This window comes from Microbacterium alkaliflavum (assembly GCF_044325405.1).
In the GTDB taxonomy this organism is placed as follows: domain Bacteria; phylum Actinomycetota; class Actinomycetes; order Actinomycetales; family Microbacteriaceae; genus Microbacterium; species Microbacterium alkaliflavum.
Genome location: NZ_JBIQWL010000001.1, coordinates 324,973 through 351,438, shown reverse-complemented (window position 1 = coordinate 351,438; position 26,466 = coordinate 324,973). Strand labels below are relative to the sequence as shown.

At 66.2% G+C, this 26,466-nt stretch carries 17 protein-coding genes; 4 read left to right on the top strand and 13 right to left on the bottom strand.

The window, feature by feature from the left end; all coding sequences use genetic code 11:
• Positions 1–56: 56 nt before the first annotated feature.
• The 7 genes from ACH3VR_RS01450 to ACH3VR_RS01420 form a co-directional block, all read right to left on the bottom strand.
• Positions 57–1,559 (bottom strand): glycoside hydrolase family 43 protein, encoded by a 1,503-nt coding sequence (locus ACH3VR_RS01450; protein ID WP_396638968.1) that lies wholly within the window; start codon positions 1,557–1,559, stop codon positions 57–59.
• Positions 1,552–2,376, bottom strand: a complete 825-nt coding sequence (locus ACH3VR_RS01445; RefSeq protein WP_396638967.1) for an ATP-binding cassette domain-containing protein — start codon at positions 2,374–2,376, stop codon at positions 1,552–1,554. Before ACH3VR_RS01445 ends, ACH3VR_RS01450 begins: the two co-directional genes overlap by 8 nt.
• Entirely contained in the window at positions 2,373–4,142 is a 1,770-nt protein-coding gene (locus ACH3VR_RS01440; protein WP_396638966.1) for a dipeptide/oligopeptide/nickel ABC transporter permease/ATP-binding protein, read from the bottom strand. Before ACH3VR_RS01440 ends, ACH3VR_RS01445 begins: the two co-directional genes overlap by 4 nt.
• Positions 4,139–5,074 carry an ABC transporter permease gene (locus ACH3VR_RS01435; protein WP_396638965.1) on the bottom strand — a complete coding sequence of 312 codons (936 nt, stop codon included), beginning with the start codon at positions 5,072–5,074 and terminating at the stop codon, positions 4,139–4,141. Before ACH3VR_RS01435 ends, ACH3VR_RS01440 begins: the two co-directional genes overlap by 4 nt.
• A 30-nt stretch (positions 5,075–5,104) precedes the next feature.
• On the bottom strand, positions 5,105–6,625 hold the full coding sequence (locus ACH3VR_RS01430; protein WP_396638964.1) for an ABC transporter substrate-binding protein: 1,521 nt from the start codon (positions 6,623–6,625) through the stop codon (positions 5,105–5,107).
• A 175-nt stretch (positions 6,626–6,800) separates the two neighbouring features.
• On the bottom strand, positions 6,801–8,543 hold the full coding sequence (locus ACH3VR_RS01425; RefSeq protein WP_396638963.1) for a DUF5605 domain-containing protein: 1,743 nt from the start codon (positions 8,541–8,543) through the stop codon (positions 6,801–6,803).
• Positions 8,544–8,599: 56 nt separating this feature from the next.
• Positions 8,600–11,380, bottom strand: coding sequence for an alpha-L-rhamnosidase (locus tag ACH3VR_RS01420; RefSeq protein WP_396638962.1), 2,781 nt, complete (start codon positions 11,378–11,380; stop codon positions 8,600–8,602).
• Positions 11,381–11,565: 185 nt separating this feature from the next.
• On the opposite strand from ACH3VR_RS01420, the gene ACH3VR_RS01415 reads away from it, so the two are divergent.
• Positions 11,566–12,579: a LacI family DNA-binding transcriptional regulator gene (locus tag ACH3VR_RS01415; RefSeq protein WP_396638961.1), complete on the top strand. Its 1,014-nt coding sequence runs from the start codon at positions 11,566–11,568 to the stop codon at positions 12,577–12,579.
• Positions 12,580–12,595: 16 nt separating this feature from the next.
• Here the strand turns inward: ACH3VR_RS01415 and ACH3VR_RS01410 are convergent, their stop codons facing one another.
• From ACH3VR_RS01410 to ACH3VR_RS01390, 5 genes are all read right to left on the bottom strand, one after another.
• The gene (locus ACH3VR_RS01410) at positions 12,596–15,229 is read right to left on the bottom strand and encodes a family 78 glycoside hydrolase catalytic domain (RefSeq protein WP_396638960.1); all 2,634 of its coding nucleotides are present in this window, start codon (positions 15,227–15,229) and stop codon (positions 12,596–12,598) included.
• Positions 15,230–15,415: 186 nt separating this feature from the next.
• Positions 15,416–17,269: a PKD domain-containing protein gene (locus ACH3VR_RS01405; RefSeq protein ID WP_396638959.1), complete on the bottom strand. Its 1,854-nt coding sequence runs from the start codon at positions 17,267–17,269 to the stop codon at positions 15,416–15,418.
• A gap of 223 nt (positions 17,270–17,492) precedes the next feature.
• Positions 17,493–18,764: an ABC transporter substrate-binding protein gene (locus ACH3VR_RS01400; protein WP_396638958.1), complete on the bottom strand. Its 1,272-nt coding sequence runs from the start codon at positions 18,762–18,764 to the stop codon at positions 17,493–17,495.
• Between the two features lie 69 nt (positions 18,765–18,833).
• Positions 18,834–19,658 carry a carbohydrate ABC transporter permease gene (locus ACH3VR_RS01395; protein ID WP_396638957.1) on the bottom strand — a complete coding sequence of 275 codons (825 nt, stop codon included), beginning with the start codon at positions 19,656–19,658 and terminating at the stop codon, positions 18,834–18,836.
• A complete protein-coding gene (locus ACH3VR_RS01390) occupies positions 19,655–20,623 on the bottom strand; it encodes a carbohydrate ABC transporter permease (RefSeq protein WP_396638956.1) in 969 nt (322 codons plus the stop codon). The genes ACH3VR_RS01395 and ACH3VR_RS01390 overlap by 4 nt, the downstream gene beginning before the upstream one ends.
• 800 nt (positions 20,624–21,423) lie before the next feature.
• Between ACH3VR_RS01390 and ACH3VR_RS01385 the strand changes: the two genes are divergently transcribed.
• The 3 genes from ACH3VR_RS01385 to ACH3VR_RS01375 all read left to right on the top strand — a co-directional run bounded on the left by ACH3VR_RS01385 (position 21,424) and on the right by ACH3VR_RS01375 (position 24,776).
• On the top strand, positions 21,424–22,422 hold the full coding sequence (locus ACH3VR_RS01385) for a hypothetical protein (protein WP_396638955.1): 999 nt from the start codon (positions 21,424–21,426) through the stop codon (positions 22,420–22,422).
• A 206-nt stretch (positions 22,423–22,628) separates the two neighbouring features.
• The gene (locus ACH3VR_RS01380; RefSeq protein ID WP_396638954.1) at positions 22,629–23,924 is read left to right on the top strand and encodes an AAA family ATPase; all 1,296 of its coding nucleotides are present in this window, start codon (positions 22,629–22,631) and stop codon (positions 23,922–23,924) included.
• Between the two features lie 87 nt (positions 23,925–24,011).
• Entirely contained in the window at positions 24,012–24,776 is a 765-nt protein-coding gene (locus tag ACH3VR_RS01375) for an SDR family NAD(P)-dependent oxidoreductase (protein ID WP_396638953.1), read from the top strand.
• Positions 24,777–25,103: 327 nt separating this feature from the next.
• Here the strand turns inward: ACH3VR_RS01375 and ACH3VR_RS01370 are convergent, their stop codons facing one another.
• The gene (locus tag ACH3VR_RS01370; RefSeq protein ID WP_396638952.1) at positions 25,104–26,459 is read right to left on the bottom strand and encodes a class-II fumarase/aspartase family protein; all 1,356 of its coding nucleotides are present in this window, start codon (positions 26,457–26,459) and stop codon (positions 25,104–25,106) included.
• Between the last annotated feature and the right edge of the window lie 7 nt (positions 26,460–26,466).

Below are 26,466 nucleotides of genomic sequence, written 5' to 3'. Positions count from 1 at the left end.
GCTGTGCCCGCTCTTTTGCGCAAGCGGTCCATCGTCGTCGCGACTCCCCGCGCGGTTCAGTCGGGGACGGGACGGTAGGTCACCCGGCGAACGACGCCGTCACGGGATGGTGCGCCGACGGCCAGCATCCGTCCCGTGAATCCGGCTGCGACTTCGGTCGAGAAGTAGCGCCCGTCGAGCCGGGCGATCTCGATCGCCTCGCCGTCGCGAAGCACCGACAGCACGACATCGTCGGGTCCGGCATAGCCGAACGGGACGGGGGCAGTCGCGGGCGGCGTCGTCGAGACCCGGAGCGTCGCCGTTCGGGTGCCGAGGTCGATCGAGCCGAGCTGCTGACGAATGTCTCCGATCTGGACGGTCGCATGCGCACGTCCACCCTCGAAGATGACGGCGCACCAGTGGCGGTCATCGAGTCGGAGCCCGATCGCGCCGGCCACTTCGACGTCAGCATCCGCCAGCCACACGAAGTCCTTCACGCGCGTGCAGAGCACGTCGGTCGCCTCACCCCACGACAGAAATCGCAGTCCGCCCTCGGAATCGAACTCCGCGACCGACGCGGGCTCGCTGTCGGGTGCGACCCATCGCGGGTCGAGCGATCCTTCCGCGAACTCCTCGGCGAAGCCCTCGGCATCGTGCGGAAGGTCGAAGCGACCCTCGCGGAAGACCGGCCAGCCGTCGATCCAGTCGACGCCCGCGAGGAAGGTCTCGCGCCCGAGCACATGGAAGCCGGGCGTGGAACCCCGTGGCCGCACGCCGAGGTATACCGCTGCCCAGTCGCCGTCCGGGGTCTGGACGAGGTCGGCGTGTCCGACGTTCTGCACCGGATGCGAGCTGCTTCGGTGCGTGAACATGGGGTTGCCCGGAAAGGACTCGAATGGGCCGCGGGGGCTCGGCCCCCGGGCGATCGTCACGCAGTGGCCACGCTCGGTGCCGCCTTCTGCGAGCATGATGTACCACGAGTCGTCGATGCGGTAGAGATGCGGCCCCTCGGCCATCGGCATCCCGCTCCCCTGCCACACCGGATAGTGAGGCTCGAGAAGCGCGCCCGTCTTGAGGTCGATCGGCGCCTGACGGATCCCCTGACCGCCGACCGTGAAGTCGAGCACGTGCCAGGTGAGGTAGCAGGTGCCGTCATCGTCCCAGCAGAGGTCGGGGTCGATGCCGATCGCCTCGGGCACGAACACCGGATCGCTCCACGGACCTGCGGGGTCGGTGGCCCACACGATGACCTGGCCGGACTCGAAGTCGCTCACGTTCGTGGTCGCGAACCAGAACCGTCCGTCGTGGTGGCGCAGGGTCGACCCGTAGATACCGGTCGACGGCCCGGCGGTGCCGGCGCGGAACTGCGTACGCCGGTCGAGGATGTTGCCGATCTGCGTCCACGTCACGAGGTCGCGACTGTGGAAGATCGGCGCCGCGGGGAAATACTCGAAGCTCGAGTGCGCGAGATAGTAATCGTCGCCTACTCGGCAGATCGTGGGGTCGGGATGGAAGCCCGAGACGATCGGCTGGATCTCCGAGCTGACCAGTTGCGGCGGAGCGCCTACGGCGTCACGCATCGGACGGTGCCCCCATGGCCGCAAGACGGGCTTCGCGACGCTCACGCTGGACGGCCGGGTCGGCCACGGGAGCAGCCATCTGGAGCTTCCTCGTATAGGGGTGCGCCGGTGCCGTCGCGACCTGCTCGGCATCGCCGAGTTCGACGATTTCGCCGCGGTACAGCACGGCGATCCGATCGCTGATGCTGTGGACGACGCCCAGGTCATGGCTGATGAAGAGGTAGGCGACCCCGGTCATCTCCTGCAGGTCCTTGAACAGCTGCAGCACCTTGGCCTGCGTTGTGACGTCGAGAGCGCTCGTAGGCTCATCGCAGATGATCACGGAAGGCTCCATTGCGAGCGCGCGCGCGATCGCAATGCGCTGCCGCTGTCCGCCCGAGAACTCGCGGGGATAGCGTCGCGCGGCATCCGATGGCAGGCCGACTGAATCGAGGAGTGCACGCACACGCTCTCGCCCACCGCTGATCCCGGCGGCCTTGAGCGGTTCGACCAGGATGTCCTCGATCTGCATCGACGGGTTCAGCGACGAGTACGGGTCCTGGAACACCACCTGGATGTCGCGCGCGATCTTGCGGCGCGCGCTGCGGTTCGCGCCTTGAATATCAGTGCCGCGAAAGGAGACCTGCCCATCGGACACCGGCGCGAGGCCGAGGATCGCGCGGCCGATCGTCGTCTTGCCAGAGCCGGATTCGCCCACCATGCTCAGCGTCTCCCCCGCATGGAGGTCGAAGGACACTCCCTTGATGACGGTGGTCGGCGCCTTCCGGGTCCCGAACCGGACGACGAGGTCTTGGACCCTCAGAATCGGCTCGCTCATCCGCCGACCTCCATCAGCTCGACGCTCTGCGACGACGTCAGCAGTTCCTGCGTGTACGGGTTCTCGGGGGCCCCGAGGATCTTCTCCACGGTGCCGCGCTCGACGATGTGTCCGTCCTTCATCACGCTCACAGTCGCGCACAGATCTGCGACGACCCCGAGATTGTGGGTGACGAGCACCATCGCGAGGCCCCGCTCGACGCTGAGTTCACGGAGCAGCTCGAGCACCTCGGCCTGAACGGTGACGTCCAGCGCTGTGGTGGGCTCGTCGGCGACGAGGATGTCGGGGTCGGGCGCGATCGCGCCGCAGATCAGCACGCGTTGCGCCATCCCCCCGGAGATCTCATGGGGGTAGAGGCTCATCACACGATCCGCGTCGGCGATGCCGACTCGGATCAGGAGCGAGCGGACGCGATCCCTCGCCGCCTTCTTCGGCATCTTCCGCACCGCACGCAGCCCGTAGACGAGCTGGTCGCCGATCGTGAACGAAGGGTCGAGGTTCGACATCGGCTCTTGGGGGATGTATCCGATCCGCCTCCCCCGCGCCTCTCGAAGTCCGGCTCGATCGCGAAGGAGGTCCACGCCGTCGGTGACGATGCTTCCACCGAGCGGCACGGCTTCCTTTGGGAGGATGCCGAGGATCGAGAAAGCGATCTGGGACTTCCCCGACCCCGACTCGCCGACCAGACCGTGAATCTCGCCGCGCTGAAGATCGAGGTCGACGCCGTGCAGAACCTCACGGACGCTGTCGGGTCCGTCGGGGTATCCCATGCGCAGTCCGCGAATCGACAGGACGACATCGTCGCTCGGGGCGACGCCGACGACCGCAGCAGCCTGCGCCTCGCGAGCCAGGATCCGGCGCCGCGACGGCCGCAGTGCGTGAGCCGAACCGGCAGCCTGAAGCACATCGCGCAGCACGTTGCCCAGGAGCACGAACGCGAGGATGGAGACGCTGATCACGACCGCAGGCCAAACGACTCCCGCGGGGTTGCGGTAGATGTTCTCGAATGCCTCTTGCAGGACGCGGCCCCATGAGGGCACGGCAGGGTTGCCGAGCCCGATGAACGCCAGGCCGGCCTGGATGCCGATCCCCGCGGCGAGAATGCCCGCGGAGTGGATGATGACGGGTCCTCGGACCGCCCAGAGCACGTGGCGGCCGACGATTCGCAAGTCCGAAAGCCCGACGACCCTCGCCGCGTCGACGTAGAGCTCACGGCGGACGGTCACGACGACGGCACGCACCAGTCGGAAGAATGTCGGTGCGATGATCACGCCGAACACCATCATCGCAAGAGGCATGTTCGGACCGACGCGGGCATACAGGGCGATGAGGAACGCGATCCCGGGCAGCGTCATGATCGCATCGGAGATGAAGTCGATCACGCGCTCGGCATTGCCGCGGTAGTAGCCGGCGACGAGCCCTGCGATCACTCCCAGGATGAGCGAAACCCCCAGGACGAGCACACAGCCGATCAGCGTTTCCCGGGCGCCGTAGACGATCCTCGAGAGGATGTCACGGCCGGCACCATCGCCGCCCAAGATGTAGCCGCCGGTGAACGGTGGCGCGTTCGTCTTCGCGAGCTCGGTGAAGTTGGGGTCCATCGGCGCGAGCAGGGGGGCGAACACGCCGACCAGCACGATGATCCCGAGGTACACCGCGCACACCGCGCCGATCGGGTTCTTCATCACACCCACGATCGCGGGTCGGGACTTCGCGCGAGGCGCGAGATTCGTGACGAGAGCAGTGGCGTCCGGGGCGGCGCTCATCGCATCCTCGCCTTCGGGTTCAGGGCCGAGTTCGAGATGTCCGCGGCCAGGTTGACGACGAGGACCACGACGGTCATCACGAGCACACACCCCATCACCATCGGCACGTCTCCCGCCTGCGCCGACTGGTTGAGCAGCTGGCCCATGCCGGGAAGCGCGAACACCTGTTCGACGAAGATGGTGCCACCGAACATCGCGACGACCAGCAGGCCGAAAGCGATGATTCCCGGACCTGACGCGCTTCGCAGGACGTGCCGGAAGACGACTGCCTTCTCGGAGATGCCTCTGGCGCGCAGCGTGCGCACGAAGTCGCGCGAGAGCATGTCGATCACCGAGCCGCGGATCTGCGATGCACCGAGAGAACCGATCAGGATCGCGGTCACGGGGAGAGTGATGGATGCGAGCCAGCCCGGAATGCTGTCCGTCGGCCTGACGTAGCCGGTGGCCGGAAAGATCGGGTTGTTGACGGCGAAGACGAGAACGAGCACGACCGCTGTGATGAACGGCGGGATCGCCGCTCCGATGCCGGCGATGATCTGCACAGTCCGATCGATCCACCCGCCGTAGTAGGCAGCGACGACTCCGAGGAACACGCTGATGACGATGGTGAGGATGAGGGTGGCGATGATGAGCGACATGGTGACCGGTACCCGCACCGCCAACGCGCTGGTGACCGACTGACCTGTGTAGTACGACCGCCCGAGATTGCCGGTGAACAGTCCGCCGAGCCATTCGAAGTACTGCACGAAGAGAGGGCGGTCGAGGCCCAGCTCCACCACACGGTGCTGCACGTCCTCCTCCGACGCATTCATGCCGAGCGTGGAGCGGGCAACCCCCGCACCATTGCCGTACATGACCACGAAGGTCGCGAATGTGACTGTGAGGAACACCCCGACGGCACGCGCGAGATGTTTGACGATGTAGATCAACATGATGAAACCTGAACCTCGACCGCCGGGGCCCTACTGGAAGTCGATCAGCTTGGGGTGACCGCCGTTGGGGTCGGTGACCTCATCGATCGTGACCTTGTCGCCGTTGTACGCGTAGTAGTTGTAGGGCGACAGGATCGGCACGAACCAGGCGTTGTCGATGACGTACTGGTTGATCTCCTTCTGGGCGCGGATCTGCGTCTCTTCATCGCCGTTCACGATCTCGTCCCACAGCTTGCTGATCGTCTCGTTCGGCTGGTGAAGGACGTTCCAGAAGCCGGTGTCCAGAACGTGGACGCTGATGTCCTCGACGGACGTCTGTCCGCCGACGGTCCAGACCGGAACCGGGTAGTCGCCGCTGAGGAGCTCCGAGATCGCGTCGGGTCCGCTCAGGGCCTTCTGCTCGACCGTGATGTTGAGCTTGGCGAACTGCTGGGTCAGGTAGGGCAGGATGACAGTCCAGGCCTGGCCTTCCATCGTCGGGACGGTGATGGTGAAGCCGTCTTCGAAGCCGGCCTCGGCCATCAGCTCCTTCGCCTTCTTCTCGTCGTACGGGTACGGGTCGTCGATGTCGAGGATGGCCTGACCGTTCAGCTGGAAGGGCTGCCAGATCGGTGTCGCGTGGCCGTCCCACAGCTGGTCCACGACTGCCTGCTTGTCGATGATCATGTTCATCGCCTGGCGCACGCGCACGTCGCCGAGAGCGGGGATGACCTCGCCGAGGCGATCGGTCAGGTGGACCATGAGCATGCCGGACTGCACGCCCTTGATGTCGAGCCCGGACTTCTCCGCCTCGTCGTAGACGCCGGAGGAGATGATCGTGCCGTCGATCTGGCCGGTCTTCAGCGCGTTCAGGCTCGCCGTCTCATCCGCGAGGACGCGGAGCTCGAGCGTCTTGTAGGGGTAGGCGTCGGCGTTCCAGTAGTCGGGGTTCTTCACCAGCGAGTAGATCGAGCCCTGGGTGCTGGCGTCGATGTCGTAGGTGTACGGGCCGGAACCGACCGGCTGGGTATCCCGGTCGTCCGACTCGAGGAAGGCGGTGCTGGCGAGGTAGGGCGAGCAGACCCGGACGTTCATGAGGGGCTGCGGCTCGGGCCAGGTGATGGTGATGGTCTGATCGTCGGGGATGTCGAAGGTGATGTCGCCGTACCGGTCGGATGCTGTCTCCTTGACGACCTCGTACGACGCCTTGACCGACTCCGCGTCGACGGGCGTGCCGTCGGAGTACTCGGCGCCCTCGCGAAGATGCGCTGTGAACGACTTGTTGTCGTCGCTGATCTCCCACGACTCTGCGGCGTCGGCGGTGAGCTCGCCGCCGGGGAGGCAGCGGACGAGCGTCTGGTAGACGGCCTCGATGCCCCAGCTCTGGTACGGCGGCTGGTCGACGATGTCCCACCCACCGGTGAGATCGGCCGTCATGCCGAGGGTGAGCTTCTCGTACTTGTCGTCTCCGCTGGACTGTGCGCCGCCGCCCGCGCCGCAGCCGGCGAGGGCGATCGCAGCGGCAGCCGGCAACGCGAGTGCTGCGAGCGCGCGGCGCTTCGTGATTCGCATATCAACTCCCTTGTTGGAATTAGTCGGCCGGGATGAGACCCGGCGGTGGAACTTCGGTGCAGGTGTTTGCTGTTCCCGCTGACGACGGTATGTACGGCGGAAAACCGGGTGCAATGCGAGCCGCGGTTATTGCGCAACTCAGTCGAGGAAGTTGCGCAATAGCCAGGGCCCGCCGTCAGTCCGTTGCCGTCGACGCGGCCGTGATCCTGATCGCGGTGTACGGCCGCGCCGGCAGATCGACGCGGATGTCGCCCTCATGGAGTCCCGGAAGCCTGTCGATCGTCATGCTCCATGCGTCTATGACATCGACGTGGGCGCGGACTCCACTCGGGATCGAGATCGACCGGAAGGCGGGCTGGCCGCCGCCGAAGTAGATCAGCACGTACTCGCCGGCGACCCCCGCGTGCACCGCGTCGAAGTCGGATGGGAGCGGCTCCAGACGTCCCGTGGGCGACTCGGCGATCACCGACTGGAGGAATGCGATGCGATCGGGGCTGCCTCCGCGCAGCTGCCCGCCCTTCGCCCAGAAGATCACATCTCCCTCGGCCCAGTACGTCTCTCCGTGAGTGGCGTACCCGCCGCCCATCGCGACGGACCAGAAGCGATGCATCTCGTCTTGAGCTGACAGGAAGCCCCAGCCCTGGTCGATGTCGCCCTCATACCCGCATTCGTCGACGACGACGGGCTTGTTCCACGTGCGACGCCACTCGCGCACCTTGGCGCCGAGCATCTCGCCGTGCTGAATGCTGGCGTGAGTCGCCCACGGGGACGAGTAGTCCCAGATGTCGACCCAGTTGTGGATCGAGAGCGGGTGGCCGAAGGGGTCGTTCTCGCGCACGAGTGCGCCGATGCGGTCCCAGTCGCCGACATCCTTCGTCAGCAGCAGGTCGTATTCGTTCGCCAGTGACCACCAGACATTGGGGAACGCCGCCAGCCGGCGCACGACGTAGCTGACATAGCGGTCATCGACGGCGCGCCCCAGATGCGCAAACCCCCACCGGTCGTAGGGATGGAAGAGGATGAGGTCGGCCTGGATGCCGAGCTCGTCCAGCTGCTCGAGGCGCCTTTCGAATCGGCGGAAGAACTCCACATCGAACCGTGTCGTGTCGAACTCCTCGCCCGCGCGCGGGAAGACGAAGTCGTCCGGCTCGTTCTCGTTGTAGATGAAGTGCTTCGGGAACAGGCCCATCCGGAGCTTGTTGAACGAGGTCTTGCTCAGCGCGGCAAGGGTCTGTTCCTGGCGCTCCTGCTCCTGGTGGGTCCACGCATACGACGTCGTGCCCATCGGCACGAACGGGGTGCCGTCGGCGTACGCGAAGTGCATGCCGTCGGCGTGCACGGCGCCGCGCTCCTCTCCGCCCGAGACATCGAGAATGCCGGTGATGGCGTCGAGGGATCGTGCGGTCGACGAGGTCTGGAATCTCCAGCTGCCGGGGACGGGCGGCAGGAAGCGGATGACATAGCGGTCGCCGCCGTCGTAGAAGCCCCCGACGCGCAGCTCCCGCTCCCCGAGCGTGAACACCGCCGTCACGTCGACATCCGTGAACGGGTTGCCGTGGCTCGGGCCGGAGATCACGATCTCGGCCATGCGGTTGACCTCGACCCCCGCAGGCACCGTCACGGGAGCGCTGCCGCGCTCGACGTCGTCGCCTTCATAGTCGGGCTGCGGCGTGATCCGCTCGCCGACCACCGGCCGCGGCGTATGGTCCTCGATGTTGCCCAGCGCCGCGAGGATCTGCGCGATGCGCGGGTCGGCGTCATCGAGGATGACCCCGAGGATCCGCGCCAGCGGGAATGAGGTGCTGCCGTCGGCGAGCGAGGAATCGAGCACCTCCGGGGCGATCCCGCGGATCACCTCGCGAGCGTCCGCCTGCGCGATGACGTCGGCGATGTTCGATCGTTCGTGGAAATTCGACATATCTCTCCTTGGTTGTCGCACCGAGGAAGTCGCCCACGGCGCAGGGCGATGGACGCTCAGTCCACAATTCGGGCGAAGGACGCCTTGGCCGCCTCTGAGGGCCAGAACCGCGTCCAGACCGCCTCGCCGATCTCAGCGGCCGGGCGGTCGTACATCGGCGCGAGCAGGCGCGCGACCCGCTCGTCCGAGTCGATGACGTCCATCTCCGTCGACGCCGCGATGAGTTGCTCCCAGAGCCGCTCGTCATCGACGATGTCGCGGATCGTCTTCGGTGCGGATGCCACGGTCACAGGCTCGGCGAGGCGCCATTCGTGGCGGCCATGCCCGACGTGAGCGGTGCCCGCGCCCCACGGCAGCTCGACGGCACCGCTGGTCCCGACGGGCAGCTCGACCTCCAGCGTCCACTCGCCGCCCTCGCGTGACCAGGCGACGCTGGCCATGCCGTAGGGAGTGCGGTGGCTGGCCGCCGCGCGGGTGAGGGCCTTCGGCGGGACCGGGCGGACGGCGATCGTCCGGTATCCGGCGGTGCTCGCGGCGAGGCCCGCGACCCGGCGGTGCAGCCAGTCGATGACGCTTCCGAGGGCGTAGTGATTGAACGAGGTCATCCCGCTGCCGTTGACGGCGCCATCGGGCAGCATGCTGTCCCAGCGCTCCCAGATGGTCGTCGCGCCCATCGTGACGGGATAGAGCCACGACGGGACCTGCGTCTGGAACAGGAGCCGGTGGGCGAGGTCGGCATACCCGGCATCCGTCAGGGCGTCGCAGACGATCGGTGTGCCCACGAATCCGGTGGCGATCCGGAAGCCCGAGGACCGCACAAGATCGGCGAGCCTTTCTCCGGCACGCCGGCGCAGCTCGGGCTCCTCGATCAGGTTCCAGTTGAGGGCGAGCGCATACACGGTCTGCGCGTCCGAGAAGACGAGTCCGGCTCCAGTCACATACTCGCGAACGAATGCCGCGCGCACGGATGCCGCCAGTTCGCTGTACTCGTCTGCGACCGCGGAATCCCCGACGACGAGCGCGGCCCACGCGACGATCTGCGCGGAGCGCGCGAAGTGAGCGGTCGCGACGACGTTCGGATCAGCCTTCGAAAGGGATGCGTCGCTCTCAGGAGCGGTCGGGTCGAGCCAATCGCCATATTGCGCACCCCCGCGCCAGATGAGGTCGGCGCCCGCCTCGCGGCGCACGCAGTCGACCCACGCGCGCATGCTCGGCAGCTGCCGCTCGAGGATTCCGCTGTCGCCTGTCCGCTGCCACAGCGTCCAGGGCACGACGGTCGCGGCATCCCCCCAGGCCGCGGCGGGCTCTGACGTCAGGGCTGTGCGAAGGATGTCCGGAATGACGTGCGGGACGCGGCCCGTCTCGTCCTGCTCGGCGGCCAGGTCTGCCAGCCACGAGGTGAGGAAGCCGGCCGAGTCGAAGAGGAAATTGGCGGTCGGAGCGAAGATCTGGATGTCGCCCGTCCAGCCGAGGCGCTCATCGCGCTGCGGGCAGTCCGTGGGTACATCGACGAAATTGCCGCGCATGCCCCACACCACGTTCTCGTGGAAGCGGTCGAGCATCTCGTTCGACGACGTGAACCAGCCCGTGCGTTCGAGATCGCTCCCGATCACCACGGCTGCGAGGTCGTCGACGCGGAGATCGTCGAGTCCCGTGACATCGATGTAGCGGAAGCCGTGGAACGTGAACGACGGCTCGAGCGTCTCGGTTCGGGCGCCGCTGAGGAAGTAGGTGTCGGTGGCCTTGGCGCTGCGCAGCGGCTCGGTGGCCAGTTCCCCGTGCTCGAGGACCTCTGCGTGCCGCACCACCACCTCGTCCCCGGCTCGCCCACCTCGTGCGGTCACGCGAACCCACCCCACGAGGTTCTGCCCGAAGTCGACGATCGTTCGGCCGGTCGGCGAGGTCGCAATCGCGACAGCGGGGACCACGTCCGTCACCCGGATCGCGGGACCGTCCTCACCGACCAGCACTCCGAGATCGGCGTTCATCGTCTCGACCGCGTGCTCGAACGGAGCGTCCGCTCGGTGGCGGAGGTCGGTCGTCTGGCCGTCGTAGATGTCGTCAGCGAGGATGCCGGTGGCCCGGGCCGTCCACGTGGCATCGGTGCCGAGCGTGAGCACTTCGCCGTCGGCCGTCGTCACCTCGAGCTGCGCGAGAGCGGCGAGCTGGTCGCCGTAGAGTGCCCGCTTGCCGAGGAAGCCGAACCTCCCCCGCCACCAGCCGTTGCCGAGCGTGATGTCCAGGGTGTTCTCGCCGGACTGCACGAGATCTGTCACGTCATACACCCGCGTACGCAGGCGATGCTCGTAAGCCGTCCAACCCGGCGCGAGGACGGTGTCGTCCACGGCGACGCCGTTGAGGCGCGCGGTGTAGATGCCGTGTGCCGTGGCATGAAGCCGGGCCCGGACGATCCGCGTGTCGACCCGGAGTGAGCCGCGCACCTCGGGAGCGGCCTGACGAAGTGCGCCGATACCGACCGGGCGTATGAAACGCGCACTCCAGTCCTCGGGGGCGAGCAGGCCCGCCTCGACCGTGGCCGGCTCGCTCCAGTCGCTCCAGTCCTCACCGCGCACGCGCACACGCACGGTGGCCCTCTCACGCGAATTCAGGGGTGCGTCGGGCCAAGCCACCAGCACCTGCGCGTCCGATGTGACGACCCAGCGACCGGTTGCAGTACTGCGCGCGATCTCGAGCTCGTAGGCGCTCTGCACGTACCCGCTGGGAGCGGTGGCGACAGTCCAGCTGAGGCGCGGGGACGCCGTGGCGATGCCGAGCACGGGGCCTCGATCGGTGCGGTGTTCGAATCGCGGTGCAGACGGCGCCATGAGCTCGGCCATGAGGACTCCTGGGGAGGGGGAAGGGTCGACACGCGAGCCTAGGCGCACCCCATTGCCTCGACAATCGCATCGCCGGATATTGCGCAATAGTCGACTGCAACCCCGCCTCGGTGTTCACACGGCATCCGCGCTGCGGCTAGCCTTCAGGCCTGAGAGCCCATTTGCGCAATCACGGAGGAGCGACGATGCCCGAAACAGCAAAGCCGACTGTGACACTGAAGGACGTCGCCGAGGCATCAGGCGTGTCGGTCGCGACGGCGTCTCGGGCGCTCGCCGGTCGCGGCGACCTGACACGCGGAACGCGGGAGAGGGTTGCGGACGCGGCCAGGTCGCTCGGGTACGAGAAGTCGGTGGCAACCCGCGGCAGGCCGACGACGCTCGACCCCCGTCTGATCGAGTTCGTCCTCGGCAGTTTCGACGATGCGTGGACGGACGCGATGACCACCGGCGCGCGCGAGGCGGCGTTCCGGCTCGGGTTCGACCTCGTGCTGACACTCGACCGCCCCGATCCGTCAGACGATTGGCCGACGCGCGTCGCGACCCGACGTCCCTCGGGCGTGGTCATCGGGATCATCCGGCCGACGGCCCGCCAACTCGACGAGATCCGTGGCCTGCGCATCCCCATCGTCCTCCTCGATCCGATGTCCGACCCCGAGGGTGAACTCGCCAGCGTCGGGACCACCGACTGGCAGGGCGGCTACGACGCGGGCGTTCATCTCGCGAACTGCGCGGTCGATCGCTTCGCCGTCGTCACCGGAGTCCCCCGCTATCGATTCGGCCGAGCGCGCGAGGACGGGTTCCGCGCGGCGATCGCCGAGCACCGCCCCGACGCGGATGTCTTACACATCGACTCGCAGTGGACCGATGCTCCGCTGTCCGCAGACCTCATGAAGCTGGTCACGGACAAGCGCCCGATCGGCGTCTTCGCCTGCAACGACGAGATGGCGTTGGCCGTCTACCGAGCTGCCGCCCGCGCCGGCAAGCGGATCCCCGACGAGGTCAGTGTGGTCGGCTTCAACGACGAGCCGCGCGCCGCGACCGCTCGCCCGCCGCTGACCAGCGTCCACCAGCCGCTGCGCGATATGGCGACGCGCGCGATCGAGCTCACGCAGGAGCTGCGGCGCCACGACGAGCCCGCGCACGAGCGGGTCGAGCTGCCGTGCACCCTCGTCGTCCGCGGATCGACCCGGCCCCGTTAGCGCGTAGCCAGAACGCTCAGCGGGACGCGAGCGTCAAGGCCTGGACCCCGTGCGCCAGATGACGCGTGTGCCCAGGCACGCGGATCGTCGCCTCGGCGCCCTCAGGAACCTCGACTTCGAACCGCCAGCCGCCCGGACCCCGCTGCCACCGGACAGCCGCCTCGCCATTCGGCGTGCGGTGACGCATCCGTCCGCCGCGCACCCGCGGATCGTCGACCGGCGCGATCTCGAACGTTCTCCACCCCGGGGTCGTGGCGCGAAGCCCGCCCACCCGCTGCTGGATCCACGATGCGGCCGAGCCCAGGAAGTAGTGGTTTCGAGATCGAGCGCTGGCATCCCACGCCTCCAGAAGCGTGGTCTCGCCGGCTTCGAACCAGACCCCCCAGCCCGGGTGCGTGCGCGCGAGCAGCACTGTCAACGCGAGGTCGTCACGCCCCGCCGCCGACAACACGGGAAGCAGGTGGCGGATCCCTACCGCGCCACAGTCCAGGTGACCGTCGGTGCGGTGCTCGAGGTCGTCGGCCAAGCTCTGCTGGACCGCGGCGGCCCGATCCGGCGGCACGATGCCGAACGCGAGCGGCAGGATGTTCAGCGTCTGCCGGTATCCCACGCCCGGAATCCGATAATGACCGACCTCGGCGTCCAGATACTCCGCATTGTAGGCATCCGCAATGGTCGCGGCCTCTGAGCGATACGCTGTCGCATCGCCCTCACCGAGCACGTCGAGCACAGCGGCGGCGTGCCGGAGCGCGGTGACCGTCATCGCCGTTCCCAGCGGCGCCATTCCCTCCGGCGGCATGTCGTAATGGGGGGTGAGCCAGTCGCCCCATGTGCGGTGCCTCCAGATCCCTCCAGCAGAACGCTCGATGAGGTTGTCCGCGTATCGCCGGATCATCGTCGCGTTCTGCTCGAGCACGGCCGGATCGCCGTACTCGAAGTACAGGTACCACGGGATCAAGACGGCAGACGACGACCATGCCGGATCGGACGCGCGGCTCCAGCCTGGCGTCGGAATGATGTGCGGGATCGATCCATCCGCGCCCTGTGCGTCGCGATGGTCCTGCAGCCACTTCCCGAACGCCGGGCGCAGGTCGAAGTGGTGGAGGAGCGCCTCGGTGGCCAGGTGCGCGTCGGCGGTCCAGCCGTTCTTCTCGTAGATCGGGGTATCGGTCGGGATGCCGTGCAGATTGTTCCGGAATGTGCGAGCCGTCGCGGCGTCGATCCACTCCAGAAGGGGGTCGTCGACGGACATCTCGCCGATGCGATCTATGGGGGTGTAGATGGGAACCGCTCGCACCTCCTCGACTGCGACGTCCCCGCCGAGGTCGATCTGGATCCATCGGAAGCCGCGATAGCTGAACTGGATCTCCCACGTGAGGTCGTCCACGTCGCCTTCCAGCAGCAGCGTGTCCTCCTGCGCGTTGCCCGCCGCGAGAATGTTGTCGCAGACGACGGCTCCCTGCGCATCGCGCTGCTCTCCCGACGTCACTCTCACCAATGCTCCCGCCTTGCCCGTGACGCGACAGCGGAGTCGCCCCGTCATCACGGCGCCGAAGTCGTACACGGCGCGTCCGCCACCGATATCGGTCTCGACGACAGGCGGCATGGGAGCTTCTGCACGCATGGGCGCGTGGGTCGCCTCCCGGAGTTCGCCTCCGGGCGCCGAGACCACCGCCACCGGCGACCACTCAGGGGCCGCACCGCCCGTGGCCCACGTCTCGCCGCCGAGGAAGAGCTCGGTGCGCACAGGTCCGGGCGCGGCATCCCAGTCGGCGCCCGTGGCGATGTCCTCGGAACGACCGTCCGCGAAGGCGAGGGCCAGGCGGGCGACGGCGGTCGGTTCTCGGTTCCATGGAGCTGCGTTCCAGCCCCAGATATCACCGCCGCGCGCAGCCCAGCGCTCGCGTCCGGCCTCGATGACGATCTCGTTGCTCCCGGGCCGGAGAAGATGCCCGACCTCGTGAACGCGGTACAGGACCGTCTTGTCGTAGTCGGTCGTCGCGGGCTCCAGCACGGCATCGCCCACGCGAGTGCCATTGATGATCACGTGACCACAGCCGAGGACGGTCGCCGCGAGGGTTGCTCGCTCAGGGAGACCATCGATCTCGAAAGTGCGGCGGAAGATCGGGTTCGGCGCCGGTGTCGTATCCACGGCGATGAGCCGAGCCCCCGGTACCGGCTCGCCATCGGTGAGCGCGCCGCCCATCACCGGGCGCGGCGAGACACCGTCATCGGTGGCATCGCCCGCGGCGTCCTGGGCGTACCAGCCGATGGCTTCTCGATCCGATCGCAGGACGACTGTGTACTCCCCCGGAGGCGCGGGAGGGGTGATCTCGAGGAGCTGTCCGAAGTACTCCCAGATCAGCTGAGGTCCAGTGATGCGGCGCTCGGCGATGACCGTGCCGTCCGCCGCCTCGAGGCTGAACGTGTAGTCGACATCGACGGCGTGCGGATCGACGGCGTCACGCGGTCCCGACACGTCGAGGCTTACCGCGGTAACCGGGCCGGCCGTCCGGAACGCCTGCGCCAGCGCAGCTCCCGGCTGGGCCCAGTCGATGCGATCCCGCCGCGTCGCGCGGATCATTCGCTGCGATTCGGGGACCGCGCGCGATATCCATTCGGCGCCTCCGAGGAACTGGCTGTTCGTCATGATCTCTCCACAGTTGGGGGCAACATATCCCGGACGAGGCCGCGTGCGAACCACCGAGTGCACCCACCGGACGACGGCCCACACCCGCTGATTGGCGCAATAGTCCACTCCGGGCACGCGCGTACTTAGCTGGCGAGGGCGGATGCCCCGGAACGAGGCATCCGCCCGCCCTTCTTGCACTTGCCACTACTGAGTGACGACGACCCGCACGCGGTCGATGTTCTGCAGGAGCGCGTACTCGGCGTCGACATCGCCGTTGCGCTCCGCGGTCACCTTCACGCTGACGAAGTACGTGCCTGGCTCGGTGAAGACGTGCTTCGTCGACACGGTCACGTTCTTCTTGGGCGCCACCGCTCCACCGGCGACGTACGCGCCGTCGCTCTCGAAGTCCCACTCCGCTTTGATGACCTGGCCGCCGCCTTGCGGAGTGCGTGCGGTCGCGACGATAGGAACGGCCTGGCCGACCTTCGCCTTGATCACCTGCCCGCCACCCGAGGTGATGTCGACGGACGGCTGAAGTCCCTCTCGCTTCTGCGCCTTGTCGGAGATGACGATCTGGGAGTCCTCGATCGTGTACTGAGTGGATGCCGGAGGTTGGACACCTTCCTCGACCCACGCAGCAACATCCCGCAACGCCTGCTCGACCATGCCATACCAGTCGACGAGGTGCGTCGCGCGCTCGCCAGTGGGCACTGCGTCCTGGTGGTCGGCGTGATCCGTGAAGTAGACGCGGTAGTTATCGGATGCGGCAGGGCCGAGGCTCGCCTCGATCTGCTTGCGGTACCAGTCGGTGTGGATCGGCAGGGCGTCGGTGTCATAGAGGTTGGACACCGCGATCACCTTGCCGTTGATCGAGCCGTCGAAGGCCGCGAAGCCCGAGACGAAGCCCGAGAAGCCGGGCTCGCCGACGGCGCGCTGCGGGTACATCGGCGTGCCGTCCGAATTGCGGAACTGATCGAGCGCGATCCATCCGGTGCCGGCGGCCGGCAGCTGGTATCGGTAGGCGAACCGCTTGGCGATGTTCCAACGGTGTCCGACGGTGTCGCCCATGTCGGCTAGTTCGGTACGCACGCGGGCCCCGAGCGGGGTGCTCTCGGTGCCGAGGTAGCCCGGAGCGTTCCAGAAGTCGTCGACGTACGTCGGGTCGTAGGCCAGAGGCGAGTCGCTGCTCAGACCGGCGGTGCCATAGAACTGCTGGTCGTATCCGAGCAGGTAGTCGGGGTTCTCCCACGCCTTGTCCGGGATTCCGAGCCGGGAGACCTCGCTGAACACGGCGCGTTCGGCCTCATCGAGAACGGAGTACGGGTCACCGCTGCCGCCCGGCATCAGCGCGTCGTGGATCGCGTCAGCCTTGTCGGCGAGGATGAGCTCGGCGGCCGCGCGTCCGTTGAAGTTGTAGCTGTTCGGCGTGGGCACGGCCTGCACCATGGGGACGAAGCCCTGCCAGACGCCGTCAGTGTTCTCCGCCGCACCCGCGGTCTGGAACGAGCCTCCGCTCGGGCCGTAGAGATAGCCGTAGATCTTGCGGTCGCTTCCGTAGTAGCGGGCCGCGACAGTCTTGGCGAACTTCGCGGCGGCGGCCGCGTGGCGGTAGCCGAGCGACAGCGACGTGTTGCCGGCCTGGACGGCATATCCGCCGCTGGCGAGTGCGAAGCCGATCGCTCGATCTGTGGCCTTGGAGAGGTCTCCGCCCGGCGTGAACACCGTCGGGTAGGTGTACTGGAAGAACCGCCCTTCCCACTTGGATTTGTCAGCGGCCGCGTGGAGATAGATCGTGAACTGGATGTTCGTTCCCTCGAAGTGGCCCGACACTCGGTGGTGCGGCACCGGCGAGGTCTCGTCGGTCTCAGCGTCGATGACCGGGTTGGCGTAGCTGGGGTCGATGCAGTCGGCGGTCACCTGCATCGGCTTCCCGAAGCCGGGGTCGACGCACGTCGTAGGTGCTCCCAGGGCAGGAGCAGCCGGCAGGAGCGCGGTGGCGAGTGCAATGGCTGCGGCGATCGCGATCGGCGTCCGACGCATGCGGGGTGATCTGGGCAAGGAGTTCCTCCATCGTCTTCGTTGGTTGATGCCACGGCCTTCGCGGCGGAACCTGGTGGCGTCCGCACTGACGTGGATAGCCACCGAACAGCAACTGACGCCAGGCGGCGCCTGGCGGGGTCGACGGTTCACCGTCCATCGCTTGTTCAGTGCCAAGGGATGGACCAGAGGAACGGATGCCGGCCCGGGAGCCACGGTCCGGCATCCGTTCGACGGACCGCGTCTACTTGCCGTAGGCGTCCTGGAGCTTCTGGGCGAGGCTGGCGGGGGTGTCCTGACCCAGGAGCATCGACTGCACGCCAGTGTTGAGCGCGACCTGCACCTCGGGCGTCACGTTCGCGAGCATTGCCGTCTTGCCGTCATTGACGAGCTGCGCGAAGTCGGCGAGTTCGGCGGGCGGCGTGAACTGATCGTTGGGGATCAGCGGAACCATGTTGAACCCGGTGGCGTACAGGGCCGACTGCTCGGGCTCGCCGGCGAATTCGACGAATGCCTTCGCCGCCGCGAGGTTCTTCGCCTTGGCATTGACAGTGAGCGAATAGATCGGCAGCGACGTGATGTAGCTCTTGCCGTCCTCCGTGGCCGGCATCGCCGTGATGATGAACTCGTCCTTGGTGTCGGCCTTCTGGATGCCGGCCGTCACGGCGCCGACATCGACGAGCCCGAGGGCCTGGCGAGCCGCGACCGCGTCCTGGCCCTGCTGGCGCGAGCGCCCGAGTGCACCGTCACCGAAGCACCCGGCATCGAACATCTTCTGGTAGATCTCGAACTGCGTCTCCCAGCCCGACTTGGGATACGTCACGTCGCCGCTGGCGAGCTGAGCATCCCAATCGGGCGTCGGCCCGTAGACGAGAGACGCGGTCTGCGCGAAGGACAGCATCTGCGGTCCGGCGGAAGTGTCGCCGAGCCCCTGTGCGTAGGCATAGACGCCGTGGTCCGAAGCGTCGGCGCAGAAGGCGTATACCTCGTCGAGGGTGGTCGGCGCCTTCAGCCCGAACTCATCGAGCATCGTCTTGTTGTAGATCGCGGTCAGCGGCTGGATCGCCCCGGGGAAGGCGTAGAGCTGGTCGTCGTGGAAGAACGACGACTTCCACGTCTCGGGGATGTCACCTGCCCAGTCCGGCTCAATGGGTGCGATCAGCCCTCCGGCCGCGAGGGGGATCACGTTGTCGGCAGCCGTGCCTTCGGTCCCGCCTGGGAAGCTCAGCAGCACGTCGGGCGCGGTGCCGCCCTGGAGCTGCGTGAGGATGACGGGGCCGAGGTCGCCTCCCTGGTAGTCGATCTGAACGTCGACGTCCGGGTACTTCTTCTCGAAGTTCGCGACGATCGGCTCGAGCGCCGCCTTGTACTGCGAGTCGAAGATTCCGGTCAGCGTGCCGCTCAGCTCGCCGTCCGAAGTGGAGTTGGAGTCGCCGCCTGAGGCGGAGCATCCGCTCAAGACGAGGGCCGCGACCATGATTGTCCCGGCCGTCGCGGCGAGATTTCTGATCTTCATCGATCTGTCCTATCTATCTGTGTCTTCTGGTGCAGGGGCAGCCCGACGTGTGTCGGACGAGGGAGCGCGTCAACCCTTCAGCCCTCCGGCGAAACCGTGGATCACGTACCGCTGAAAGACGAGGTAGATCACGAGAATCGGGAGCATCGAGATGATGAGCGACGCGAAGATGAGTGGCCAGTTGCTGACGTACTGGCCGACGTATTGGTAGATCGACATCGGGATCGTCACCTGGTGACTGCCCGAGAGGTAGATCAGAGGCGTGAAGAAGTCGTTCCAGATCCCGACGCCGATGAGGATGAGGCAGGTGCCGAGCACAGGCCGGAGCAATGGGACGACGACGTGCCAGAACGTGGCGACGTTGCCGCACCCGTCGATCCGAGCGGCCTCCTCGTACTCAAGAGGGACGCTCGTTCGAAGGAACGTCGTGATGAGGAAGATCGAGAAGGGAAGCTGAGTTCCCGCGTAGATGATGACGAGCGACCAGATCGATCCGAGAAGACCGAGATCGCGCATCTGGAAGTAGAGCGGCAGCATCGCGAGCTGGAATGGCAGAAGCAGCCCGATCAGGAACACATAGAACGTCCCGTTCGACAGTCGCGACGTCGATCGCGCCAACGGATACGCCGCCGTGGTCGCCAGGACCAGGATCAAGATGCAGGAGATCGATGTGACCACCGCGCTCGTGATGATCGCGCTCGGGAGTGAGGACGTCGTCCACGCGGTGATGAAGTTGTCGAGCGTCGGGTGCGAACTCGGAATGATCCCCGGGGTCAGATCGCCGGCCGGCCGGATCGACAGGTTGACGAGAATGTAGACGGGGATGAGGAAGATCAGCGTGACGAGGTACGCCGTCAGGTTGGACCCTGCGCGGGCCACAGTCCGTGCTTTCATGAGGTCTTGCGCTCCTGCCGGCGTAGTACCGAGAACTGGATGAACGACAGGATGCCGACGGCCACCGCCAGGACCACCGCGAGGGCCGCTGCGCTGCCGTACCGACCGAATTGAGAGAAGAGCTGATAGATCATCGTGGAGATGGTCTGCGTCGAGTTGCCCGGGCCTCCGCCCGTGAGGGAGAAGATCTGGTCGAAGATCTTCAGTCCGCCGATGAGACCGAGCATCAGATTGATGGTGATGGCGGGCGCCAGAAGCGGGCGCACGATGTACCAGAATCGCTTCCAATACCCGGCGCCATCCAGCGCGGCAGCCTCCTCGAGCTCGGCTGCCACGCCCTGGAGACCGGCGAGATAGATGACCATCGTCGATCCGGTGAACTGCCAGACGATCGTGATCACGATGATCCACAGCGCCCAGGTCGGGTTGCCGAGGAAGTCGACCTGCGGCAGCCCGGTCACTTCGAGCAGCTTGTTGATCGCCCCGACTCCAGGCGGACCGAAGATGTACTTGAAGAGATACCCCACGACCAGAGCCGAGACGACCATCGGCGCGAAGATGACGGTGCGCAGCGTGTTGCGCCCGAACACTCGGCCGTTCAGCAGAAGCGCCAAACCCAGCCCGAGCACGTTCTGCAGGATGACCACCACGAGCGCGATGACGAGCGTCCGCACCGCGGCGGCTCCTGCGTCGCCGGTGAAGGTGTCGATGTAGTTCTGGAATCCGATCCACGTGGGCGGATTCAAGAAGGCCCAGTCGGTGAAGGAGTAGTAGACACCTTGAAGAGACGGCACGATGACGACGTAAAGGTAGACGAGCGCCGACGGGACGACGAACCACCACAGACTCCGGCCGACTGATCGGGTCCGGCGCCGGCGCGGCGCAGATGACTCGCTGGAGTCAGTCGCGGAGCGCGTCGCACGTCTGGCCTGCGTTGTCGCAGGATGCGCGCTGATGTCGGTCATCGCCCTACCCCTTCGTAGTTCTCGGGACGCCCATCGCCGCTGTGATTTAAACGATTCACTTCGCGAGCGGGACGAGCCGGGTTCCTTTTGCCAGGCCAACGCTAGGTAGGGCGATGCCGGCCTGCAAGGAAGCGCCCGACTTTTGCGCAACGCGGGCTTCCTCTTATCGAGGGTGAACTAGCAGATCTTCCGGTTGACCGAACCGTATGAATCGCTCGCGCGAGGCGGGCGCTGGAACGCCGTCCAAGAAGGTCGGCGAGACACAAGGGACTCGTTGCTGAACTGGGGTTTCATCGGCTGCAGGAGCGCGGGTCGAACCCGTTCTTGCGGTCCCGGTGGCTCGTGAGACGCTCGCGTGGTCACTCTGCTGATAGCGGACGACCGCTGTCGCACCGCGTGTCTCGATACCCGCACGACGGAGGCGAGACTCGTTGTCGGTGACGAAGGTGCGCATGAGTCGCTCGAAGTTGCTCGCGCTCATCGGCCGGCCGGTCTTCAGACGGTGTCAGAGATTGTTCTGAAAACACGAAAACCCCTGGTTTCCGCGGAAACTCAGGGGCTGGCTTGCGGCAGTGCGCGCATGAGGGACGACCGGCGTGCCCCTGGGTCCTCACCGGAAGGGCTCGCGGCGACAGCCGACGTGTCTTCGTCGGCATGGGCGTGGCGAGTAGGGCAGACTCAGGTCTCGTCGACCCGATCTGGGGGCGAGAGCGACGGTCGACTCTTGGCAGCAAGCACGACGCGCGGTTCGAGCTTCAGCCCGCGCTCCGCAGTTCGGGAAGTGAGGGGAGCCAGTAGGTATGGCGACGGTTGATCAGCAGATCTCGGCCGCGGACCGTTCCATCTCCGGTGCCATCGATGCGCTCAGTCCTGATCGGCCGCTTCTCTCGCAGCAGATGCTTGGTCAGCTTCGCAATCTCGTGGAGGGTGTAGCTGTGCGTCACTGCGAAGGCCGCGGTGACGCCGAGTACGACTACGCGGCGATCAAGCGAGCGGTCGACGCACTCGGTACGGCCCCGAAGAAGCTGCACTTCCTCCGACGCTTCCACAAGCTACTTCAGGAGAGCGTCTCTCACTACGTCGTGGACGGGGACGCCTCCGAACGTCTGATGCTCAAGTACTTTGAGTATCTCGTGCGCCTCCGAGCGTTCGCGAAGACCGAGTGGAACCTCTCACTGCTTGCCAACCTGGAGAAGTTCCCCGTCGATCTTGACCCCTCACTGCGCGAGTACCACCAGAAGATCGCGACGCAGATACAGGGGTATCGTCAAGGGCTCCAATCGCCGGGCCGGCGCGATCGCTACTACATCCTGAAAACCCGCCCGTTTTTCGTGAAGGGGCGCATCTTCTACGAGGTCACATTCCAGGACGCCAAAGACGGGATGAGCAAGACCGAGCGCCACATCGCGTTCACCGACATCGACATCTCGGACAACTATGCCTCGAACTTGACGCTCGTCAACGCGTCGATCGATGTTCTCGACCACACGATGCCTATCCGGCTCATCACCGAGTGGGCGGTTTCGATCCGCCCGTGCGAGTTCGACAACTTCGGGCGCATCTTCGGCGTGTACGAGAAGGTCTCCACCGGTCAAACCGAGTACAGCTATCTGATGGAGCACCTCACCGAGACAGGCTCCACGCTTCTCGACGTCGTGGCACTGCCCGACGCGGCGTTTCAGGAGCTGAGCGCACGCGCGATTCAGCGGGCGCAGAAGCCGATCATCCTTCCGGTGCTGACGAGGCGCGACACCTCATCGGGCGGAAGCAGCCAGGGCACAATGTGCTCCGATACCTGATGCTTCACATGCGGAACGAGATGGTCAAGCTCCAGTACTACCCCGAGGCATGTCCGGGGCTTTCAGACCTCAATCTTGCCTGGGGTAGTAAACCCTTTGACACGATGCCGCTCTGTACGTCACTCATGGGGCACAACCCCCGCTTCAGCGACCTCGTCGAGAGTCTCGACGCTGGGTCCCGAGTGCACGAGCTCCTAGCGAGATACGTGAAGACCAACGTGGAGCAGCACGGCATGCTCTACACGCCGCGCGACGAACTCGAGCGCTTCAGCGACATCGATCGACTCATGCGTGCCTACAACGGGCGGTTGTACTACAAACACAAGCCGGCACGGTGTCTGGTCGAGGACCGCGGACATCTCTTCATCAACGAGTACGAGCAAGAGACCACCGCCATCATCGAAGAGCTGCAGGACTACGCGTCAGCCGGGATCGATGGCTACGAAGCAGCGGTCGACTACTGGCTAGATCAAGCGCCCCGCGACATCGACGACGAACTCAAGCGCGACGCGCTGCGAAAGCTCTTCACGCGTTCGAGTGTGGCGATGGTCTACGGCGCTGCCGGTACAGGCAAGTCCACGATGATTAACCACATCGCGAGCTACTTCGCAGACAAGGAAAAGCTGTTCCTCGCGCACACGAATCCGGCTGTCGACAACCTCAAGCGCCGAGTTCCCGTCCTTGGCTCTGATTTCAGCACTATTAGCAGACACCTCCACAGCCAGTCGGCCAAGCACTACGACCTCCTCGTGATCGACGAGTGCAGCACCGTGAGCAACGCCGACCTCCTCAAGGTGCTCCGCCAGACGTCGTTCTCGTTGCTCGTCTTGGTGGGCGACGTCTTCCAGATCGAATCGATCCAGTTCGGCAACTGGTTTGCGCTCGCCCCGGCCTTCCTGCCCAAGAGTGCGGTCTTCGAGCTGACCACCCCGTACCGGACGAAGAACACCAACCTCCTCAAATTCTGGGACGCCGTGCGTGCCATCGATGACGACATCACCGAGATCATCTCCGCCCAGGGCTATTCAGCGAAGCTCGACGAGTCGCTGTTCGCGCCGCAGAAGCCCGATGAGATCGTGCTCTGCCTATGCGGATTGGTGGTGAACAACGTGCTCAAGGGGACCCTGGTATTCAAGACGACGGTCGACGCGACTGGCACCGCATCCTTCCAGAGCGAAGCCCACGTCCTGCAGACCATGACCAACCCGATCAACGGCAAAGTGGTGCACCTGGACAATTCGGGCCGAGATGCCTGGAGCGACGGCGGAGTGCTCAACCCTGACGGCACCACTACTTTCACCGACACCCTCACGGGCACTGACATGCGGGTCTACACCTCCCACAGCAGCGTCCTGCTGAAGGACCACGGGTACACGGCGATCGTGGAGACGGTCGACTCCGACGGGAACCTCGTGGACGCACACGTTGTCGAACACGGGCCGCATGAGTTCGCGGGTGATCAGGACGCATTGTGCGACGCCATCACCGCCGCACTCGGCTAGCGCGCCCTGAACGCCGCGATAGGACCTCAAATCAGCTGCGCGCTGGAGGGATCCTGGCCTGACATCGGTGAAACATAGGCTGGCCGAATGGTGCACTCGACCGAATCCCGACCCGTCACGATCGTTACTGGCGGTAGCCGCGGTATCGGCGCAGCCATCGCAGAACGACTCGCCGCCGACGGCCATGATCTCGCGCTGACCTACAGGGTCGCTCGCGACGAGGCCGCGGCCGTCGCCGGAGCTTGCCGCGCCCTGGGGGCCCGGGTCCTGCTCATCCAGGCAGATCTCGCGGACCTCGACGATGCCGCTGGCGTGGTCCCGGCAACACTCGCCGAGTACGACCGGCTGACTGGCCTCGTCAACAATGCCGGCGTCACCATGCGGATCGGCGACTACATCGACATCGACCTGGCCGAAGTGGAGCGGATGCTGCGCATCAACGTCCTCGCTCCCATCGCCATCACGCGCGCCGCGCTCGAGGTGATGTCGTCCGAGAGGGGCGGCGAGGGCGGCACGATCGTCAACATCTCTTCCGGTGCTGCGACCAGCGGCGCGCCGAACACGTACGTGCCGTATGCGATGAGCAAGGCCGCGATCAACGCGATGACCATCGGCTTGTCCAAGGAGTTCGGCCCGCAGGGCGTACGTGTGAACACGGTCTCACCCGGGACCACCTATACGACCATCCACGCCGATGGCGGGCGTCCGAACGCTCCCGAAGAGCGTGCGCCGGGCATCCCGTTGCGCCGCGCTGCGCATCCCGACGAGATCGCCGACGCCGTCGCTTATTTCTTCGGCCCGGGCGCCGCATTCACCTCCGGCGCCGACCTCCGAGTCGCCGGAGGCAGCTGAGCCCGCCCGACTCGGACCCCACAACGCATACCTCCAAGCGAGACCACCGACGCGGAGCGTGCGCCCGTGACGGCCCTACTAGCCTGCGATCCCTTATGCGAATCCGAATCGATCGGGTCCGGGCGCGGACGCGACGTGCCTCTTCCGCGCACTGCCCGCATGGGGATCGCTTCAAAGCGCCGGCCAGACGTAGGCGCCAGCATGCTAGGGGATCGACCAGTGCGGGCAAGTGTGAACCTCGGGACCTCCTTACTTATCCCGTCGCCCAAGTACGATCGGGCCGGCCTGAGTCTCATCGGCAGTGTTAACCAGGGGAACCAGTCGCGGCTACTGGAGATCGAGTGCTGTGCGCGCACGCCGAACGGTCTGTTCGATGATCAGCTCGTCGATGCCGGTCCGCTGGGTCGCGAGCAGGGCGCGGAGCTCTTGCCGTGCGAACACCTTGACGACTTCCGGTTCGGCGAGGAGGGCGTCCTCGAAGGTCGTCCGGCTTGTGGCGGCGAGCTGGGCGGCGCGATACACGATGTCATGGGCTTTCTGACGTCCGAGGGTCTCCGCCAGCGTCATCATGATCCGTTCGGACTCGATGAGCCCGGCGGTCAGCGCGAGGTTGCGCTTCATTCGCTCCGGGTCGACCACGAGGCCCCGGAGGATCGTCTCGACGCGAACGAGGAGGTCGCCGGTCAGGATGACGGCTTGCGGGAGTGCTTGCTCCATCATGTCTGTTGCGTAACCGGCGACTTCATGGTCGTGGACCATGGCCTCGAGCGCGAGTGGGACGAGCGCGCGGATCTGAGCGGACAGGGCGAGGACGTCCTGGGCGAGCTGCGGGTTGCGCTTGTGCGGCATGGTCGAGCTGCCCACGGTGCCGGCGGGGATCGGCTCGAACGCCTCAGCGAACTCCGGCTTCATCAGGGTGTGGATCTCGCGTCCGATCTGGGACGAAGTGCCGGCGATGAGCGCGAGAACGGTGACGTACTCGGCGTAGCTGTCGTTGATGGCGCGGGATGCAATGGGCATTGATCCGAGTCCCAGTTCGCGGGCGAGTTCCTCCTGAACTGCCAGTCCGACCTCCCCTGTGGAGGCGAAGGTGCCGACCGCGCCGCCGGCGATGACCGCGAGGGCGCGGCCGGCCGCCTCGTGAAGCCGGTTGAGGTGACGCGTGTATTGGTCGAGCCATACCGCGACCTTGTAGCCGAAGCTGATGGGCACGGCGTGCTGGCCGTGTGTGCGGCCCGCCATCATGACATCCGCTGTTCGCAGCGCCAGCCCGATCGCTGCTTCCATCACCTGACGGAGGAGGTCGACGATGCGAAGGTGCGCTTCGCGCAGTTGCAGAGCGTCGGCGGTCTGAGTGATGTTCTGAGTGGCTGCACCCCAGTGCGTCCACTCTCCCGCGTCACCGGCGGCATCGGCGAGAGCGGTCACCAGGGGCATGAACGGGTGACTCTCCCGGCGGATCTCCTGCTGGAGCAGGTCGAGATCGATGTTGTCGACGCTGGCGGCGGCCGCGATCGCGGCCGCCGCGCCCTCGGGGATCAGCCCGAGACGAGCTTGCGCGACGGCCAGCGCAGCCTCGACGTCCAGGCAGCGCTGCCACCGATTGCGGGGGCTGTAGACGTCGCGGATTCCGTGGTCGCTGACGCGGCCGTCGGTGAAGCGACCACTACTGCATTCGGTCATTTTGGGG

Excerpts from the sequence above, each read along its gene's own strand:
- ACH3VR_RS01450 (WP_396638968.1), bottom strand. The coding sequence starts at position 1,559 with ATGCGTGACGCCGTAGGCGCTCCGCCGCAACTGGTCAGCTCGGAGATC.
- ACH3VR_RS01445 (WP_396638967.1), bottom strand. The coding sequence starts at position 2,376 with ATGAGCGAGCCGATTCTGAGGGTCCAAGACCTCGTCGTCCGGTTCGGG.
- ACH3VR_RS01440 (WP_396638966.1), bottom strand. The coding sequence starts at position 4,142 with ATGAGCGCCGCCCCGGACGCCACTGCTCTCGTCACGAATCTCGCGCCT.
- ACH3VR_RS01435 (WP_396638965.1), bottom strand. The coding sequence starts at position 5,074 with ATGTTGATCTACATCGTCAAACATCTCGCGCGTGCCGTCGGGGTGTTC.
- ACH3VR_RS01430 (WP_396638964.1), bottom strand. The coding sequence starts at position 6,625 with ATGCGAATCACGAAGCGCCGCGCGCTCGCAGCACTCGCGTTGCCGGCT.
- ACH3VR_RS01425 (WP_396638963.1), bottom strand. The coding sequence starts at position 8,543 with ATGTCGAATTTCCACGAACGATCGAACATCGCCGACGTCATCGCGCAG.
- ACH3VR_RS01420 (WP_396638962.1), bottom strand. The coding sequence starts at position 11,380 with ATGGCCGAGCTCATGGCGCCGTCTGCACCGCGATTCGAACACCGCACC.
- ACH3VR_RS01415 (WP_396638961.1), top strand. The coding sequence starts at position 11,566 with ATGCCCGAAACAGCAAAGCCGACTGTGACACTGAAGGACGTCGCCGAG.
- ACH3VR_RS01410 (WP_396638960.1), bottom strand. The coding sequence starts at position 15,229 with ATGACGAACAGCCAGTTCCTCGGAGGCGCCGAATGGATATCGCGCGCG.
- ACH3VR_RS01400 (WP_396638958.1), bottom strand. The coding sequence starts at position 18,764 with ATGAAGATCAGAAATCTCGCCGCGACGGCCGGGACAATCATGGTCGCG.
- ACH3VR_RS01395 (WP_396638957.1), bottom strand. The coding sequence starts at position 19,658 with ATGAAAGCACGGACTGTGGCCCGCGCAGGGTCCAACCTGACGGCGTAC.
- ACH3VR_RS01390 (WP_396638956.1), bottom strand. The coding sequence starts at position 20,623 with ATGACCGACATCAGCGCGCATCCTGCGACAACGCAGGCCAGACGTGCG.
- ACH3VR_RS01385 (WP_396638955.1), top strand. The coding sequence starts at position 21,424 with ATGGCGACGGTTGATCAGCAGATCTCGGCCGCGGACCGTTCCATCTCC.
- ACH3VR_RS01375 (WP_396638953.1), top strand. The coding sequence starts at position 24,012 with ATGGTGCACTCGACCGAATCCCGACCCGTCACGATCGTTACTGGCGGT.
- ACH3VR_RS01370 (WP_396638952.1), bottom strand. The coding sequence starts at position 26,459 with ATGACCGAATGCAGTAGTGGTCGCTTCACCGACGGCCGCGTCAGCGAC.